The sequence below is a fragment of the Actinoplanes sp. NPDC051343 genome, from assembly GCF_044455125.1.
Classification (GTDB): domain Bacteria; phylum Actinomycetota; class Actinomycetes; order Mycobacteriales; family Micromonosporaceae; genus Actinoplanes.
This window is the reverse complement of the sequence record NZ_JBITEL010000001.1, coordinates 832,798-848,034: the sequence shown is the minus strand read 5'-3', so window position 1 is coordinate 848,034 and position 15,237 is coordinate 832,798. Positions and strand designations below refer to the sequence as shown.

Annotated in this window: 13 protein-coding genes; 10 read left to right on the top strand and 3 right to left on the bottom strand. The window is 71.2% G+C overall.

The genetic code is table 11. From position 1 onward, the window contains the following. Nucleotides 1-32: 32 nt before the first annotated feature. The 9 genes from ACIA5C_RS03650 (at nucleotide 33) to ACIA5C_RS03610 (ending at nucleotide 10,011) form a co-directional block, all read left to right on the top strand. A complete protein-coding gene (locus ACIA5C_RS03650) occupies nucleotides 33-1,388 on the top strand; it encodes an NAD(P)/FAD-dependent oxidoreductase (protein ID WP_396050846.1) in 1,356 nt (451 codons plus the stop codon). Continuing rightward, nucleotides 1,324-2,517: a cytochrome P450 gene (locus ACIA5C_RS03645; protein ID WP_396050844.1), complete on the top strand. Its 1,194-nt coding sequence runs from the start codon at nucleotides 1,324-1,326 to the stop codon at nucleotides 2,515-2,517. Before ACIA5C_RS03650 ends, ACIA5C_RS03645 begins: the two co-directional genes overlap by 65 nt. A gap of 10 nt (nucleotides 2,518-2,527) precedes the next feature. Then, the gene (locus ACIA5C_RS03640; RefSeq protein WP_396050842.1) at nucleotides 2,528-2,722 is read left to right on the top strand and encodes a ferredoxin; all 195 of its coding nucleotides are present in this window, start codon (nucleotides 2,528-2,530) and stop codon (nucleotides 2,720-2,722) included. Nucleotides 2,723-2,771: 49 nt separating this feature from the next. Then, nucleotides 2,772-4,574, top strand: a complete 1,803-nt coding sequence (locus tag ACIA5C_RS03635) for an ABC transporter ATP-binding protein (protein WP_396050840.1) — start codon at nucleotides 2,772-2,774, stop codon at nucleotides 4,572-4,574. Beyond that, nucleotides 4,571-6,349, top strand: coding sequence for an ABC transporter ATP-binding protein (locus ACIA5C_RS03630; RefSeq protein ID WP_396050838.1), 1,779 nt, complete (start codon nucleotides 4,571-4,573; stop codon nucleotides 6,347-6,349). The genes ACIA5C_RS03635 and ACIA5C_RS03630 overlap by 4 nt, the downstream gene beginning before the upstream one ends. A gap of 30 nt (nucleotides 6,350-6,379) precedes the next feature. Beyond that, the gene (locus tag ACIA5C_RS03625; RefSeq protein WP_396050836.1) at nucleotides 6,380-6,703 is read left to right on the top strand and encodes an STAS domain-containing protein; all 324 of its coding nucleotides are present in this window, start codon (nucleotides 6,380-6,382) and stop codon (nucleotides 6,701-6,703) included. An 83-nt stretch (nucleotides 6,704-6,786) separates the two neighbouring features. Beyond that, nucleotides 6,787-8,166, top strand: coding sequence for an ABC transporter substrate-binding protein (locus ACIA5C_RS03620; protein ID WP_396050834.1), 1,380 nt, complete (start codon nucleotides 6,787-6,789; stop codon nucleotides 8,164-8,166). A gap of 1 nt (nucleotide 8,167) precedes the next feature. Beyond that, a complete protein-coding gene (locus ACIA5C_RS03615) occupies nucleotides 8,168-9,085 on the top strand; it encodes a carbohydrate ABC transporter permease (protein ID WP_396050832.1) in 918 nt (305 codons plus the stop codon). Continuing rightward, nucleotides 9,085-10,011: a carbohydrate ABC transporter permease gene (locus ACIA5C_RS03610; RefSeq protein ID WP_396050830.1), complete on the top strand. Its 927-nt coding sequence runs from the start codon at nucleotides 9,085-9,087 to the stop codon at nucleotides 10,009-10,011. The genes ACIA5C_RS03615 and ACIA5C_RS03610 overlap by 1 nt, the downstream gene beginning before the upstream one ends. On the opposite strand, the gene ACIA5C_RS03605 is transcribed toward ACIA5C_RS03610, so the two are convergent. Continuing rightward, nucleotides 9,974-11,230: an MFS transporter gene (locus tag ACIA5C_RS03605; RefSeq protein WP_396050829.1), complete on the bottom strand. Its 1,257-nt coding sequence runs from the start codon at nucleotides 11,228-11,230 to the stop codon at nucleotides 9,974-9,976. The genes ACIA5C_RS03610 and ACIA5C_RS03605 overlap by 38 nt on opposite strands. A gap of 3 nt (nucleotides 11,231-11,233) precedes the next feature. Next, nucleotides 11,234-12,454 (bottom strand): MFS transporter, encoded by a 1,221-nt coding sequence (locus tag ACIA5C_RS03600; protein ID WP_396050828.1) that lies wholly within the window; start codon nucleotides 12,452-12,454, stop codon nucleotides 11,234-11,236. Nucleotides 12,455-12,541: 87 nt separating this feature from the next. On the opposite strand from ACIA5C_RS03600, the gene ACIA5C_RS03595 reads away from it, so the two are divergent. Then, nucleotides 12,542-13,591 (top strand): permease, encoded by a 1,050-nt coding sequence (locus ACIA5C_RS03595; protein ID WP_396050826.1) that lies wholly within the window; start codon nucleotides 12,542-12,544, stop codon nucleotides 13,589-13,591. Here the strand turns inward: ACIA5C_RS03595 and ACIA5C_RS03590 are convergent. After that, entirely contained in the window at nucleotides 13,571-14,860 is a 1,290-nt protein-coding gene (locus ACIA5C_RS03590; RefSeq protein ID WP_396050824.1) for an alpha-hydroxy-acid oxidizing protein, read from the bottom strand. The two genes, ACIA5C_RS03595 and ACIA5C_RS03590, sit on opposite strands and share 21 nt — an antisense overlap. Between the last annotated feature and the right edge of the window lie 377 nt (nucleotides 14,861-15,237).

Below are 15,237 nucleotides of genomic sequence, written 5' to 3'. Positions count from 1 at the left end.
ACGTACGCCTTCGTTTCGAAGGGAGCCCGGCCATGACCGACGTGCTGGTGGTCGGGGCTGCCGCGGGCGGCCTCGCGACCGCCGAGGCGTTACGACGCCGCGGATTCACCGGGCCGATCACGGTGCTGGGGGCCGAGCCGCACCTTCCCTACGATCGGCCGCCGCTCTCCAAGCAGGTGCTGGCCGGCGAGTGGGCACCCGAGCGGGCCCGGCTGCGCCCGGTCGACGCGACCCTCCACCTGGGCGACCCGGCGGTCGCCTTCGACGCGGCCGCGCGCCGGGTCACCACGGCGGCGGGCCGCATTTTCGAAGCCGAATCGGTGGTGCTGGCCACCGGGGCCCGCCCCCGGCGATTGCCGGGGACGCCCGAGGCGTACGCGCTGAGAAGTCTCGACGAAGCCCTGTCGTTGCGGGCTGCTCTCCTACCGGGGCGCCGGCTGGTCGTGGTCGGTGACGGGGTACTCGGCACCGAGATCGCCGCGACCGCGACCAAGCTCGGCGTCGACGTGACGCTGGCCGGCCCGCAGCCCGCCCCGATGCACCTGCAACTCGGCCCGGTCGTCGCCGGACTGCTGGCCGACCTGCATACCCGTGGTGGCGTGCGGCTGCGCCTCGGCTCCGGAGTCACCGGCCTGGTCCCCGCCGATATCGCGCCCGATGCTGGTGTCGCCGGGCGGCCGCCCGCCGCCGTGGCGCCCGGTGTCGGTCTCGTGGCTCGGCCGCCTGCCGCCGTGGCGCCCGGTGTCGGTCTCGTGGCTCGGCCGCCTGCCGCCGTGGCGCCCGGTGCCGGTGTCGCGGGCTCGCCGCCGGCGGCCGTCGGGGTCACGCTTGCCAGCGGGGAGACGCTTCCGGCCGACGTTGTCGTGGTGGCGTTCGGGGCCGCCCCGGCGACCGAGTGGCTGCAGGGCAGCGGGCTCACGCTCGACGACGGCGTCGTCTGCGACGAGCAGTGCCGGGCCGCCGACGGCGTCTGGGCGGTCGGTGACGTCGCCCGCTGGCACCACCCCGGCCTCGGCGCGTCGATCCGGCTCGAGAACCGCACCAACGCCGTCGAGCAGGCCGACGCCGTCGCCGCCAACATTCTCGGGGCCGCCCGGCCCTACGCCCCGATCCCCTATTTCTGGACCGAGCAGTTCGGCGTCCGCATCCACCTTTACGGCTTCCCCGGCGGCGACCTCGAGGTGATCGAGGGCGATCCGGCCGCCGGCCGTTTCGTCGCCGCCTATCACCGGGCCGGGCGCCCGGTCGGGGTGCTCGGCTGGAACATGCCCAAGCAGGCCCGCCTCCACAAGTCGGTTCTGTCCTTCGAGGAAGGGAAAAACCGTGACGACCTACCCGATGACCAGGGCGAAGGGCTGCCCGTTCGATCCGCCGCCCGAGCTGGGTGAGCTGCGGCAGTCCGAGCCGCTCACCCGGGTGGAGATCTGGGACGGCAGCCGCCCCTGGCTGGTCACCCGCTACGCCGACCAGCGTGCGCTGCTCGCCGACCAGCGGGTCAGCGCCGACCCGGACCGCACCGGCTATCCGATGTCGGGCCCGGCCCGGCCGCGCGGCGACGACACGTCGATCGGCTTCATCCTGATGGACGACCCGGAGCACGCCCGGCTCCGCCGGATGGTGACCGCGCCCTTCATGATCAAGCGGGTGGAGGCGATGCGGCCCGCCGTCCAGAAGATCGTCGACGACCTGATCGATTCCCTCCTGGACGGGCCGAAGCCGGTCGACCTGGTCGAGGCGTTCGCGCTGCCGGTGCCGTCGCTGGTCATCTGCACGCTGCTCGGCGTGCCCTACGCCGACCACGACTTCTTCCAGGAGAACAGCCGCAACCTGATCCGCACGTCGATCCCGGTCGAGGAGCGCAGCGCCTCGTTCAAGCGGCTCTACGACTACCTCGACGAGCTGATCGGCTCCAAGATCGAGAAACCGGGCGACGATCTGCTCTCCACGCTGATCGAGCGGATCGCGAGCGGTGAGCTGACCCGCCGCGACGCGGCCGGGATCGGCGTGCTGCTGCTGATCGCCGGTCATGAGACGACCGCCAACATGATCGCGCTGGGCACGCTGGCCCTGCTCGAACACCCGGACCAGCTCGATCGGATGCGGGCCACCGACGACCCGAAGCAGATCGCCCTCGCGGTCGAGGAACTGCTGCGCTACCTCAACATCACCCACAACGGGCGACGGCGGGTCGCGCTCGAGGACATCGAGATCGGCGGCCGGACGATCAAGGCGGGCGACGGCATCATCTTGCCCAACGACATCGGCAACCGTGACCCGGACGTCTTCGACGACCCGGACCGGCTCGATTTGGGCCGCGACGCCCGCCGGCACGTGGCGTTCGGCTTCGGCGTGCACCAGTGCCTGGGTCAGCCGCTGGCACGGATGGAGCTGCAGGTCGTCTACGGCACGCTCTACCGGCGCATCCCCGGCCTGCGGCTGGCGACCACGGTCGAGGAGATCCCGTTCAAGCACGACGGCGCCGTCTACGGCGTCTACGAACTGCCCGTGACCTGGTGAGGAGCGAACGATGAAGGTTCTGGTGGATCAGGAGAAGTGCGTGGCCTCCGGCCAGTGCGTGGTCGCCGCGCCGGACGTCTTCGATCAGCGCGACGAGGACGGCGTGGTGGTGCTGCTCGACCCGGCCCCGCCGGCTGAGCAGGACGGCGACGTGCGCCAGGCCGCCGCGGTCTGTCCCGCGCTGGCGATCACGGTCGAGGAGTAGACGGTTATCTAGATGCTGCCGGCGTCCCGGCGCGCCTATGTTGGGCGCCGTGCGGGATATTTTTCGGCGGTCCCGGCGGGTGCGCGCGTTGCGCCTGCTGGCCGAGGCCTCGCCGGTGCTGCTCGTGCTGGCAGTGATCTTCGTGATCGCCGAGTCGGTGCTGCCACCGTTCACGCTGATCGTCATCGGGCACGTCACCGGTGACATCCCGGGTGCGGTGGCGCACGGGCTCGGCTCGCCCGACGGCCACCGGCTCGACGCTGCTCTCGTGGTGGCCGGGGTGGCGTACGCGCTCTATATGATGCGCGGCCCGGCCGAGGACATGCTGGCCGCGACGTCGCGGGCCCGGCTGACCGCGCTCATGCAGCGCCGCCTGGTGCGCGCGGTCAACGCGCCGGCCGGCATCGGCCACCTGGAAGACCCCGAGGTGCTCGACCGGCTCGCCCGGGCCGGGGGCGGGCTTTCCTCGGACCAGCCCGCCGACGCGCCGATGACCACGCTGTCGATGGTCGGCGACCGGCTCTCCGGGCTGCTCGCCTGCCTGGTCATCGGCACCTACCACTGGTGGCTCGCGGTCGTGCTGATCGCGGTCTGGCTCGGCGTCCGGCAGCCGTTGCGCCGGCTGGTGCTGTCCCGCGTGCACATGTTCCGCCGGGCCACCTCGACGATGCGCCGCAGCTGGTACCTCTTCGCGCTGGCCGGCAAGGCGCCGCACGCCAAGGAGGTACGTACGTTCGGGCTCGCCGACTGGCTGATCGAGGGCTACCGAGGTTCCTATGTCGAGGCGATGGCCGAGTCGTGGGACCAGCAACGCGCGCTGACCCGCCGGGTGCTGCTGCTCTGCCTGCCCGTGCTCGGGGCGTACGTGCTGGTCGCCGGCTCGCTGGGCTGGTCGGCGTACCACCACACGATCGACCTGCGCACGCTCGCGGTCATGCTCCCGATGCTCCCGGCCACGATGAACGTCGGCAGCATCTCGATCAACGACTACAAGATCGAGGCGATGCTGACCGCGTTGCCCGACCTCGACTCGCTCACCTCCGAGCTGCGGGAACAGACGGCACTCACCGGAACGACGGGTGAGCCGCCGGCCGGCGCGATCCGGTTCGAGCGGGTGAGCTTCCGCTACCCCGAGGGCGACCACGACGTGCTCGACGACCTCGACCTGGAACTGGCCGAGGGGCGGTCGCTGGCGCTGGTCGGAGTCAACGGGGCCGGCAAGACCACACTGGTCTCGTTGCTGGCCCGCATGCGGGACCCGACCGGCGGCCGGATCACGGTCGGCGGCGTCCCGCTGACCGAGTTGCCGGCCGACGTCTGGCAGCGCCGGGTGGCCGTGGTCTATCAGGACTTCACGCGCCTGCCGCTGACCGCCCGGGAAAACATCACCATGAACCTCGACGGCGTGCCGGACGACCCGGCGGCGATCGAGGAGGCCGTACGCCGTTCCGGCTCCGCCGAGGTGATCGACGGCCTGCCCGGAGGTCTCGGCACCGTGCTGTCCCCGCAATACACGGGCGGCCAGGACCTCTCCGGCGGCCAGTGGCAACGCCTGGCCCTCGCCCGCGCGCTCTATGCGGTAGCGCAGGGCGCCACCGTACTCGTCCTTGACGAACCCACCGCCCAGCTGGACGTCCGCGCCGAGGCCGCGTTCTACGACCGGTTCTTGAAGATCACCGCCGGGGTGACCAGCATCGTCATCTCGCACCGCTTCTCGACCGTCCGCCGCGCCGACCGGATCGCCGTCCTCGACGGCGGCCGCATCACCGAACTGGGCCGGCACGACGAGCTGCTGGCGACCGGCGGCACCTACGCCCGCATGTTCAACCAGCAGGCGGCGAGGTTCCGATGAGACCGGACGACATTCCGCGCCGCACCGCGATCTGGTTCTTCCTGACCCTCGGCTGGCGGGTCGCGCCCCGGCAGATCACCTGGGCGCTGATCCGCGGCCTGATCGTGGGGGTAGCGGGTATCTCCTACTCGATCGGCTTCCGGTTGATCGTCGACGCCGGGCTCGAGCACGACGGCCGCGGCGTCCTCCTCGGCGTGCTCGTCGCCTCGGTGCTGGCCTGCACGAGCTGGGTGCTCGCGGTCGTCGGCGCCCAGCAGAACCAGGTGCTCACCGACCGCATCAACCTCGAACTCGGCGCGCGCATCGGCCGCACCGTCGCCCACGCGCCCCGGCTCGACCACTTCGAGAACCCGGACGACCTGCGCGAGATCGACCAGCTGCGCGACAACCGCCGGGCGCTCGCCTCGTCACCGTCCCAGGTGCTCGCCGGCCTGCAGATCGCGGTCCAGGCGATCGGCACGGTCGCGCTGCTGGCCTGGATCTATCCGCCCGTGCTGGCCGTGCCGGTGCTCGCCGTGCTGCCCTGGCTGGCCGGGCGCCGGGCGTCCAAGCTCCAGCAGCGCGCCGACGACGACCTGGCCGAGAAGAAACGCCTCACCGGCGACCTGTTCGGCATCGCCACCACCGCGGCGTCGGCGATGGAACTGCGCACCTACGGCATGACCGGCGCGCTCACCGAGCGGCACGCGGCGCTCAGCGAGGAGGTGCGGGCCGGATCGGTGCGGGCGGCGATCCGCGGCGGCCTCTGGGAGGCCGCCGGCTGGCTGGCGTACGCGGGTGGCTTCGTCGCGGCGATCGTCGTCCTGGTCCTCCAAGCCGCTCACGGGAACGTCAGCCCCGGGCAGGTCGTGATGGCGGCCAGCCTGATCCGGCGGGCGCAGACCCAGGTCTCGCGCTCGACCGGCACGGCCGACAGCCTCGCCTCGGCGATGCGGTCGGCCCGGCGCCTGGTGTGGGCCGAGCGCTACCTCGCCCCTCCGCTTCCGGGTGGCGAAAGCGTCCCGGAAACCCTCGGCGAGGGCATCCGCTTCGAGAACGTGTCGTTCACCTACCCCGGCGGCGCGGAGCCGGTGCTGCACGGCGTCGACCTGCTGCTACCGGCCGGTGCCACGGTGGCCGTGGTCGGCGAGAACGGCGCCGGCAAGACCACCCTGGTCAAGCTGCTCACCGGCATGTACGCGCCGACCGCCGGCCGCATCACGGTCGACGGTGTCGACCTGGCCGCGGTCGAGCCGGCCGAGTGGCGGCGGCACCTCACGGCCATCTTCCAGGACTTCATGCGCCCCCAGATGATCCTGCGCGACGCGGTCGGCATGGGCGACCTGCCGCGGCGCTCGGACGACCGCGCGCTGGCGGCGGCGCTGTCCCGGTCCGGTGCCGACGCCTTGGCGATCGAACCTTCGACGTTGCTCGGCCGCTTCTTCCCCGGCGGCCGCGAGCTCTCCGGCGGCCAGTGGCAGCGGGTCGGCCTGGCCCGCGGCCTGATGCGCCCGGCACCCCTGCTGACCGTCCTCGACGAGCCGACCGCGGCCCTGGACGCGCCGACCGAGGCCGCCGTCTTCGAACGCTTCGCCGGCGCGGCCGAACGCTCGGCGGCCGCCGGAGCGGTCACCGTGCTGGTGTCGCACCGCTTCTCGACGGTCCGGATAGCCGACATCATCGTCGTTGTCGAGGACGGCCGCGTCACCGAGACCGGCCCCCACGAGGACCTGCTCGCGGCCGGCGGAACGTACGCCCAACTCTTCGCCCTCCAGGCGAAGGCCTACCGGGTTTGATCCGGACCCGATAGGGGTACCGCGCTCCGCATGTCTTTGGAGTACCGGATCGAACGGCACGGCGACAGCATCACGGTGGTCCCCGAGGGCGACATCAGCCTGGAGACCGTCGACGTGCTCCGGGAGGTGCTCCGCGGCATAGTGGACAGTCAGACCGCGCCGCACATCGAGGTCGACATGCGCTCGGTCGGCTTCCTCGACTCGAGCGGCATCGGTGTCCTGGTCGCCGCCCAGCGGGCCGCCGCCGCCCGCGACAAGACGCTGTTCCTCACCCAGCCGACCCCGACGGTCCGCATGGTGCTGGAGATCGCCCACCTCGACGGCATTCTGGTGCGCGACCCCGCCGTCGACTGACCGGCATACATGAGAGCCACTTCGGGTAGAAGCCGACCACTGCTTGCGCAGGTGGGATCGATTCCCGACCGAAGGGGCCCGACATGGGAAGTAAGCGAGCGGCCGCGTTAGCCGCCGGTGTTGCCATTGCGTTCGGCATCGCCTCGGTGACCGCGGGTTGCGAGTCCGGGAGCGACGACAGCAGCGGCGGCGACGCGGCGACGTTCAGCTCCAACGTCTCCGGCGCGGTCAGCGCCTGGGCCTTCGACAACGCCGACGACGTCGGCAAGGCTCGCATCCAGTACGCGGCGGCCAAGCTCAACGGTGTCACCGTCAAGATGGACCAGACGCCGTTCGACGCGCAGAAGTTCACCGCCCGGTTGGCCGGCGGCAACGTGCCCGACGTGGTCCAGATGGACCGCGAGTACGTCGCCACCTATGCCGCTCAGGGCCTGCTGATGCCGCTGGACAAGTGCTTCTCGGCCAATCAGGTCGACCCCCGGCAGCGGTGGTACCCGGCCGTGGTCAGCGACGTGACCTACAAGAACCAGATCTGGGCGGTGCCGCAGTTCTACCAGCCACCGGCGATCATCCTGAACACCACGGTCATGGACGCGGCCGGTGTGAAGCCGGCGGACATCGACACCTCCAAGCCCGACGCGCTGCTGGCCGCGGTCGCGAAGATGTACAAGGCGAGCGGCGGTGTGCCCACGGTGGCCGGCTTCGACCCGCAACCCACCGGGCAGCAGTACCTGTGGTTCATCGGTCTCGGCGGCAAGCTGATCGGCGGCAACGGTCAGCCGACCCTCGACGACCCGTCGAACGTCTACCCGTTGGAGATGCTGAAGAAGCTGACCGACGCGCAGGGCGGGTACGCCAAGTTCAAGAGCTTCACCGACTCGTTCGACTTCTTCGGCGACCAGAACCAGTACGTCCGGAACCAGGTCGGTGCGGAGGTCAACTTTCAGTTCTATCCCAACGTGCTGGCGCCGTACGCCGGCAAGATGAAGCTGGCCGCGGTGCCGTTCCGCGGCCGGGACGGCCGGCCGGTCAGCGTCGCCACCGGCACCTCGTTCACCATCCCGGCCAAGGCGAAGAACCCGAGTGCCGCCTGCAAGTGGGCTCTGACCCTCACCGAGGACGCGTCGTGGGACGCGGCGGGAGCCGCCCGGGCCGCGACCATCGCGAAGGACAAGTCGATCTACACCGGCCTGTTCACCGGCCAGCCGGAGGCGGACAAGACGCTGCGCGACAAGTACGTGAAGCCGACTGGCAACGCCGGCTTCGACCAGGTGATCAGCACCTACTACGACGTCGTCAGCGCCGGCAGGAGCGTCGGCTCGTCGCCGGCCGGTCAGCAGCTCAAACAGGAGTTGACCAACGCGATCACCGCCACCCTGACCGGCCAGAAGACCGCGCCGAAGGCGCTCGCCGACGCCCAGGCGGCGACGATGGCGGCCTACAAGTCGGTCACCGGCAGCTGAGATGCCGGCGCAACTCAAGGCCAGGAAGTACAACCGGCGGGAGGCCATAGCCGGCTACCTGTTCATCGCGCCCTGGATCATCGGATTCCTGATCTTCACCCTGGGCACGATGATCTACAGCCTGGCCATCTCGTTCAGCCACTTCAACCTGGCGACCAACAAGATGCGGCCGGGCGGGCTGAGCAACTACCGGGCGCTGCTGGACGACCCGCGGGTGGCGGCATCCCTGAAGAACACCCTGTTCTTCGCGGTTCTCGCCGTCCCGCTGGAGATCTGCTTCGCGCTGCTGCTGGCGCTGCTGCTCAGCCGGGCGCGGCGCGGCGCGGGCTTCTTCCGTACGGTCTACTACCTGCCCAAGATGACTCCGGCGGTGGCCACCGCCGCGGTTTTCTTCCTGCTGCTCAACGGCAACACCGGGGCGATCAACCGGGGGCTGCACCTGCTGGGCGTCCCGGGCCCGCAGTGGCTGGTCGACCCGGCGTGGGTGCGGCCGTCGATCGTGCTGATGGCGCTCTGGGGCGTCAGCGGCACGATGGTCATCTTCCTGGCCGCGCTCAAGAACGTGCCCCGGGACCTCTACGAGGTGGCGTCCCTCGACGGCGCGAGCCCGCTCCGCCAGTTCTTCTCGATCACCCTGCCGATGATCTCGGGCGCGGTGTTCTTCAACGTCGTCATCCTCACGATCAACGCCTTTCAGGTCTTCGACCAGGCGTACCTGCTGTTCTGGCGGGACCAGAGCAACGCCGCCCCGGAGGCCTCGCTGTTCTACGCCGTCTACCTGTTCCAGCAGGCGTTCCGGCAGTTCAACTTCGGGTTCGCGGCCGCCATGGCGTGGCTGCTGTTCGTGATCCTGCTGGTCCTGACCTGGATTCAGGTCAAGATCGGCAACCGGTACGTCTACTACGAAGCGGAGCGGTGATGGCGACCATCGGCCCGGAGACCACATCGCCCACCGCGCTGCCGCTGGCCCTGACCGACCCGGCCCCTCCGCCGGCCCGGAAGGCCCGCTGGTCGGTCGGCCAGATCGTGCTGTTCCTGCTGCTCATCGGCTTCGCCGCGCTGTTCCTCTACCCGCTGGTGTGGCTGGTCGCGGCCAGCCTCAAACCGGCCGGTCAGGTCTTCGACAACTCGCTGATCCCGCACGTCTGGCAGTTCTCCAACTACGTCGAGGTCTGGAAGGAACTGCCGCTCCTGCACTGGATCTTCACCAGCGTGGCGATCTCGTTCCTCGCGGCCGCCCTGGTGTCGATCTCCAGCTCGGTGGTCGCGTTCGGGTTCGCCTACTTCCGCTTCCCGGCCCGCGGCTTCCTGTTCGGCCTCGTGCTGGCCACGATGATGCTGCCCGGCTCGGTGACGATGATCCCGACGTACCTGATCTGGAAGGAATCCGGGCTCCTCGGCACCTGGGTGCCGCTGTTCGGGGCCAACCTGTTCGGGTCGGCGTTCTATATCTTCCTGCAACGGCAGTTCTTCCTCGGCCTGCCGCGGGAGCTGTTCGAGGCGGCCCGGATCGACGGATCCAGCTATTGGCAGATGTTCTGGCGGATCGCCATGCCGCTGTCGATACCGTCGTTCGTCATCGTGTTCCTCTTCGAGTTCCAGGCCGCCTGGAACAACTTCCAGGGCGCGCTGATCTACCTCAACAGCGGCTCGGTCAACGGCTTCACCGCGCCGCTCGGCGTCGCCTACGCGATGACCAAGTACAGCCCGACCAACGGCGGCCACGCCGACTACCAGTACGTCATGGTCGCGTCCCTGGTGGTCACGCTGCCCATGCTTATCCTCTTCAGCTTCGGCCAGCGCTACTTCATCGAGGGAGTGGCGACGCAGGGACGGAAGGGCTGAGCTCGGTCACCTCGCGCACCCGCCGGAGCGGCGAGAAAACCAGGAAACCCGGAGCCAGGGTCAGGCCGATCGCAACGATCAGCAGGGTTTCCCGTACGCCCAGGAGCGTGCCGAGGCCGCCGCCGAGCAACCCGCCGACCGGCAGCAGCCCCATCACCAGGAAGCGGACGGTCGCGTTCACCCGGCCCAGGATCTCCGGCGGCACCACCGCCTGGCGATAGCTGAGCTGGGTGATCGCGTAGACCAGCTGACCGCCCCCGCTCACCACGATGCCGAGCACGAAGAAGACGAGCCGCCAATCGTCGTAGGTGAACAGCACGAGCACGCTGAACGGGCTGGTCACGGCCGCCGACAGCCAGATCACCCGGGCCGAGCCGAGCCATCGGGCGAGCCGGGTGGTGACGGCCGCGGCGAGCACCGCCGCGGCCGAGCCGATCGAGAAGATCATGCCCGCGGTCCCCGCGCTCACCCCCACGACCTCGACCAGGAAGAGAATGTTGAGCGCGTTCGCGGCGACGAACAGCAGGTTGGACAGGGCGCTGGTCGCCGCGATGCCCCGCAGCACCGGATCCGCCCACACAAACCGGATACCCTCGCGAGCCTGGTGCAGCAGGCCGCGCTGGTCGATGCTCGCCGGCGCCGTCTCGGCGGTCCGCACCCGGGCCAGGCAGAACGCGCTCACCAGGAAGCTGACCGCGTCGGCGAGCAGCGCGTTCGCCGCACCGGCCAGCTGCACCAGCCAGCCGCCCAGACCCGGTCCGGCGATCTGCCCGGACGCCCGGATGGTCTCCACCGTCGCGTTGCCCTGCACCAGGTCACGGCGGTCGACGATCGACGGCAGATAGGTCTGGTAGCCGACCTCGAACACGACCCGCATCAGGCTCATCACCGCGGTCACCACCAGCAGCAACCCGAAACTGAGCCGGCCGGCCGCCGCGCTGACGGTGACCGCGGCCAGGGCGGCCGCCCGCACGACGTCGGTGGCGATCAGCACCGGCCGCCGCCGGCGGCGGTCCAGCCACACCCCGGCCGGCAGCGCGATCAGCAGGAAAGCCCCGTTCTGCACCGCGACCAGCACACCGAGCTGAAACGCGGTGGCGTGCAGCAGCCCGATCGCGGCCAGCGGAAACGCGATCGAGGTGACCTCGGTGCCCAGCTGGGTGACGCTCTGCCCGATCGTGACGAGCCGGAAATCCCGCGACCGCCACAGCGTCCTCATTGCTCACGCCGTACCCCGGTCCGGCGGGAGTAACCGCGACGGCGTTCCGAGGCGGCGGGTGGCCGGTGCGCGGAGGGCGTAGGCGCCGAGCGCCAGGTTCCCGGCTCCGAACAGCACCGTTCCGGCCCGGAGCCCGGCCGAGGTGATCAAAAAGCCATAGGTCAGCATCGCCAGCGGTACCGCGGTCATCTCGGCGGCGAGCAGCGCGGCGAAAACCTGGGACCGAAGCGGCGGCGGAATATTCTCCTGGTAGATGGTGACTTCCAGCGGATCGTAGGCACCGGTGACCAGGCCGATCGCGGCGAGTAGCGCAAGCAGCGGTACGAGTCCCGGCAGCAGCATCAGCACGCAGGAGAGCAGCGGATAGGTCACCCACATCACCACGAACGCGCGCCGGCGAGGCCAGGAACGGCCGACCGTCGCGAAGGTCAGGGTGCCGAGGATCCCACCGGCGCCGAGCGCGGTGACAGCGGCGGCCAGCGCGCCGGCGGTGCCGAAACGTTGGTTCGTGTAGACCGGCAGCATCACCCCGGCCAGCGGAGTGACGAGGAAGGCTCCCGCGGTCCAGATGATGAGAAACGTCCGGATGATCGGGCTGTTCCGGATGAAGCGAAGGCCGGCCAGCAACGGCGGCCGCTCGGCGCTGCTACGCAGAGCGGGAACGGTGGACGCGACGATCACGGCCGATCCCACGAACGACGCAGCGTCCAGCCACAACGCCCCGGGCGCGCCCAGGCCGGCGATGAGCCCGCCGGCCAGCGGCGCCCCGAGCACATAGCCGAGGTGCTCGGTCGTGGTGGACACCGAGTTGACCCGCTCCAGCGAAAACCCGGCGCCGGCGGCGAGCCCGGGCAGCATGGCCCGGCGGGCGGTGCGCCCCGGTGCCTCGAAAGTGCCGGCCAGGAAGGCGAAGGCGAGCAGCGCACCGAAGCTCAGGTGACCCCAGATGTGCAGCACGGGAATGGTCGCGATCGATGCGGCGGCGCCCAGGTCGGCCAGTACGGATGCCGGTCGTACGCCGAGGCGGTCGAGGAGCGGTCCGGCCGCGACGGCACCGACCGCCAGCGGGACCGTGGTGGCGAAGGCGACGATTCCCGTGCGGGCCGCGCTTCCGGTCGTCTGGAGCACGAACCACGGCAGGGCGACCACCGCGACCACGTTCCCGATCTGGGAAACCGCGATCGCGGAGAGCAAGCCGGCCGGACCCGTGCGCCGACGATCCACGGCCGCTGTCTACCCCGTCGGCTGCGGGTGTCACCTATTCGCCACCCGGAGGGGATACGCTCGCCCCTCGTCGACAGTGGAGGTTTCATGGAGCAGCGGGCCTCCCGCACCGTGGCGACGAGCGGTGTGCTGATCGCGGTCGCTGTCGCGGTCGCCGGACTGCTGTGGGCGAAATGGTGGCCCTACCAGGCCAAGGCCCGCGGCCTGGCGACCACGCACACGTGGGCCGGCTCGGGCATCTTCGGCGCTGGCGGGGTGCACCCGGGTGATGCGCCCTCCTGGTCGGCCGCGACCTCGTTCACCTCGGCCTATCTGCAGGCCATCTGGAAGGCGCTGGTGGCCGCGCTGCTCATCAGCGCCGCGCTGCAGACGCTCGTACCCCGAACCTGGCTGCTCCGGGTCCTCAACCGGCGGCGTCCGGTGTCGGCCGCGGTCGCCGGCGGCCTGGCCGCGACCCCCTCGATGATGTGCGCGTGCTGCTCGGCGCCGGTCGCGGTGACGCTGCGGCGCAGTGGGGTTCCGACCGCCGCGGTCGTCGCGTACTGGCTGGGCAACCCGCTGCTCAACCCGGCCGTGCTGGTCTTCCTGGCCTTCGTGGCGCCCTGGCAGTGGACGCTGACGCGCCTGGTGATCGGGGCCGCGGTCGTGGTCGGCGGGTCCGTTCTGGTGGCCCGGCTGACCGACCGCCGGGTCCCGGAAGAGGTGGCCGAGCCGCAACCGGCGGCCGACGAGGCGCCGTCGGTGAGGCGCTACCTGGGCGCGCTGCTGCGGCTGACCGTGACCCTGGTGCCCGAATACCTGGTCGTCGTCATGCTGATCGGCGCGTTCCGGGGCTGGCTGTTCCCGCTCGGCGGCGGCCTCCGGTCCGGCCTGCTCGTGGTCGTGGTGGCCGCGATCGTGGGGACGCTCATGGTCATCCCGACCGGGGGCGAGATCCCGATCGTGCAGGGCCTGGTGCTGGCCGGGCTGTCGCTCGGAGCGGCCGGCGCCCTGCTCATCACGCTGCCGGCGGTCAGCCTCCCCGGCGTCGCGATGGTCGGCCGCACCTTCGGCTGGCGCGTGACCGCCGCGACGGCCGCGGTCGTCGTCGCCGGTGGGCTGGCCGGGGCGGCTCTCCTACCAGTGCTGGGCGTCTGAGCGCCGGACGACCGTCCGGTCGATGTCGGCAATGCTGCGGGTGCCGGTCAGGGCCATCGTCAGGTCGAGTTCGGCGACGACGTTCCGGATGACCTCGGTGACGCCGCGCTCGCCGGCGAGCGCCAGTCCATACATGTACGGGCGGCCGAGCAGCACCGCGTCCGCACCCAGGGCCAGCGCGGTGAAAACGTCGGCGCCGGTGCGGACGCCGCTGTCGAACAGCACCGTCCTCGACGGGCCGACCGCCTCCCGCACCTCGACCAAGGCGTCGAGGGCAGCGATCGACCCGTCCACCTGGCGGCCACCGTGGTTGGAGACGACGATCGCGTCGACGCCGAGGTCGTCGAAGGCCCGCCGCGCGTCGTCCGGATGCAGGATTCCCTTGAGGACGATCGGCAGCCGGGTGCGGTCGCGCAGCGTCGCCAGGTGATCCCAGCTCAGCCCCGGGTTCGAATAGACATCGAGGAACGTCTCGACCGCGGCCCGCGGTGCCTTGGAGGTCAGGTTGGACCAGAAGCCGCCGGGATAGTTGCGGGCCATGGCGGCCAGCGTCCGCAGCCCGCCGAGCGTGACCGTCGTCCGGGCGGCCGCCGGTGGGCGCCGGGCCGCGATCTCGAGGAACCGGGGGTCCGATGTGTACTGTGCGATGCCCTCGGCCCGCGCGAAGGGCAGCGAACCGAGGTTGAGGTCGTGCGGTCGCCAGCCGAGGATCGTGGTGTCCAGCGTGACGACCAGCGCGCCCGCACCGGCCTTCTCCGCCCGCTGGATGAAGCTGTCGACCAGTTGCTCATCGGTGCTCCAGTAGAGCTGCACCCACCGCGGGGCATCGCCCATCGCGGCCGCGCAGTCCTCCATCGGGTTGCAGCCCTGGTTGGAGAAGACATAGGGCACGCCGGTAGCGGCGGCGGCGCGGGCGATCGCCAGGTCACTGTCGCGGCGCATGAGAGCGCCGGCGCCGATGGGCGCCAGCAGCAGCGGCGACTTCAGCTCAGTTCCCAGTACGGTCGTGGACAGCTCCCGCGAACCGATGCCGTGGGCCATCCGCGGAACGCTCACCCAGCGGTCGAAGGCCCGGCGGTTGTTGCGCATGGTGCGGCCCTCCCCGGCGCCGCCCGCCACGTACGCCCAGGCGCGGGCGCTGGAGGCGCGCCGCGCCGCCGTCTCGAGGGAGCCGAAGTCGGTCGGCACCGCGGGCCGCCGCCCGAGGACCCCGGCCCGATAGATCGCCGCTTGCCGCAGCCGCCCGGGCCCGACCTCCGATGCTGACACGGCGCCCAGCCTCTCCGCCCACCACCCACCCCGTCAAGGCGCCAACGTTCCCGGCCCTGGCCTACGCCCGCTTCGGCCCGCTCGTTTCGGCCCGCGCCCGCTTCGGCCCGTGCCGACTCGCTCCGGTTTCGGCCTGCGCTCGTTTCGGACCGCGTCGCTCCAGCCCGCTCCGGCCTGCGCCCGCTCCAACCTGCGCCCGCCGCCGCCCGCGTCGGCCTGCGCCCGCTCCAACCCCGCGTCGGCCTGCGCCCGCTCCAACCCCGCGCCGGCCTGCGCCCGCTCCAACCCCGCGCCGGCCTGCGCCCGCTCCAACCCCGCGCCGGCCTGCGCCCGCGCCGGCCCGCGCCCGTCCGCGCCCGCCCGCGCCGGCCCGCGCC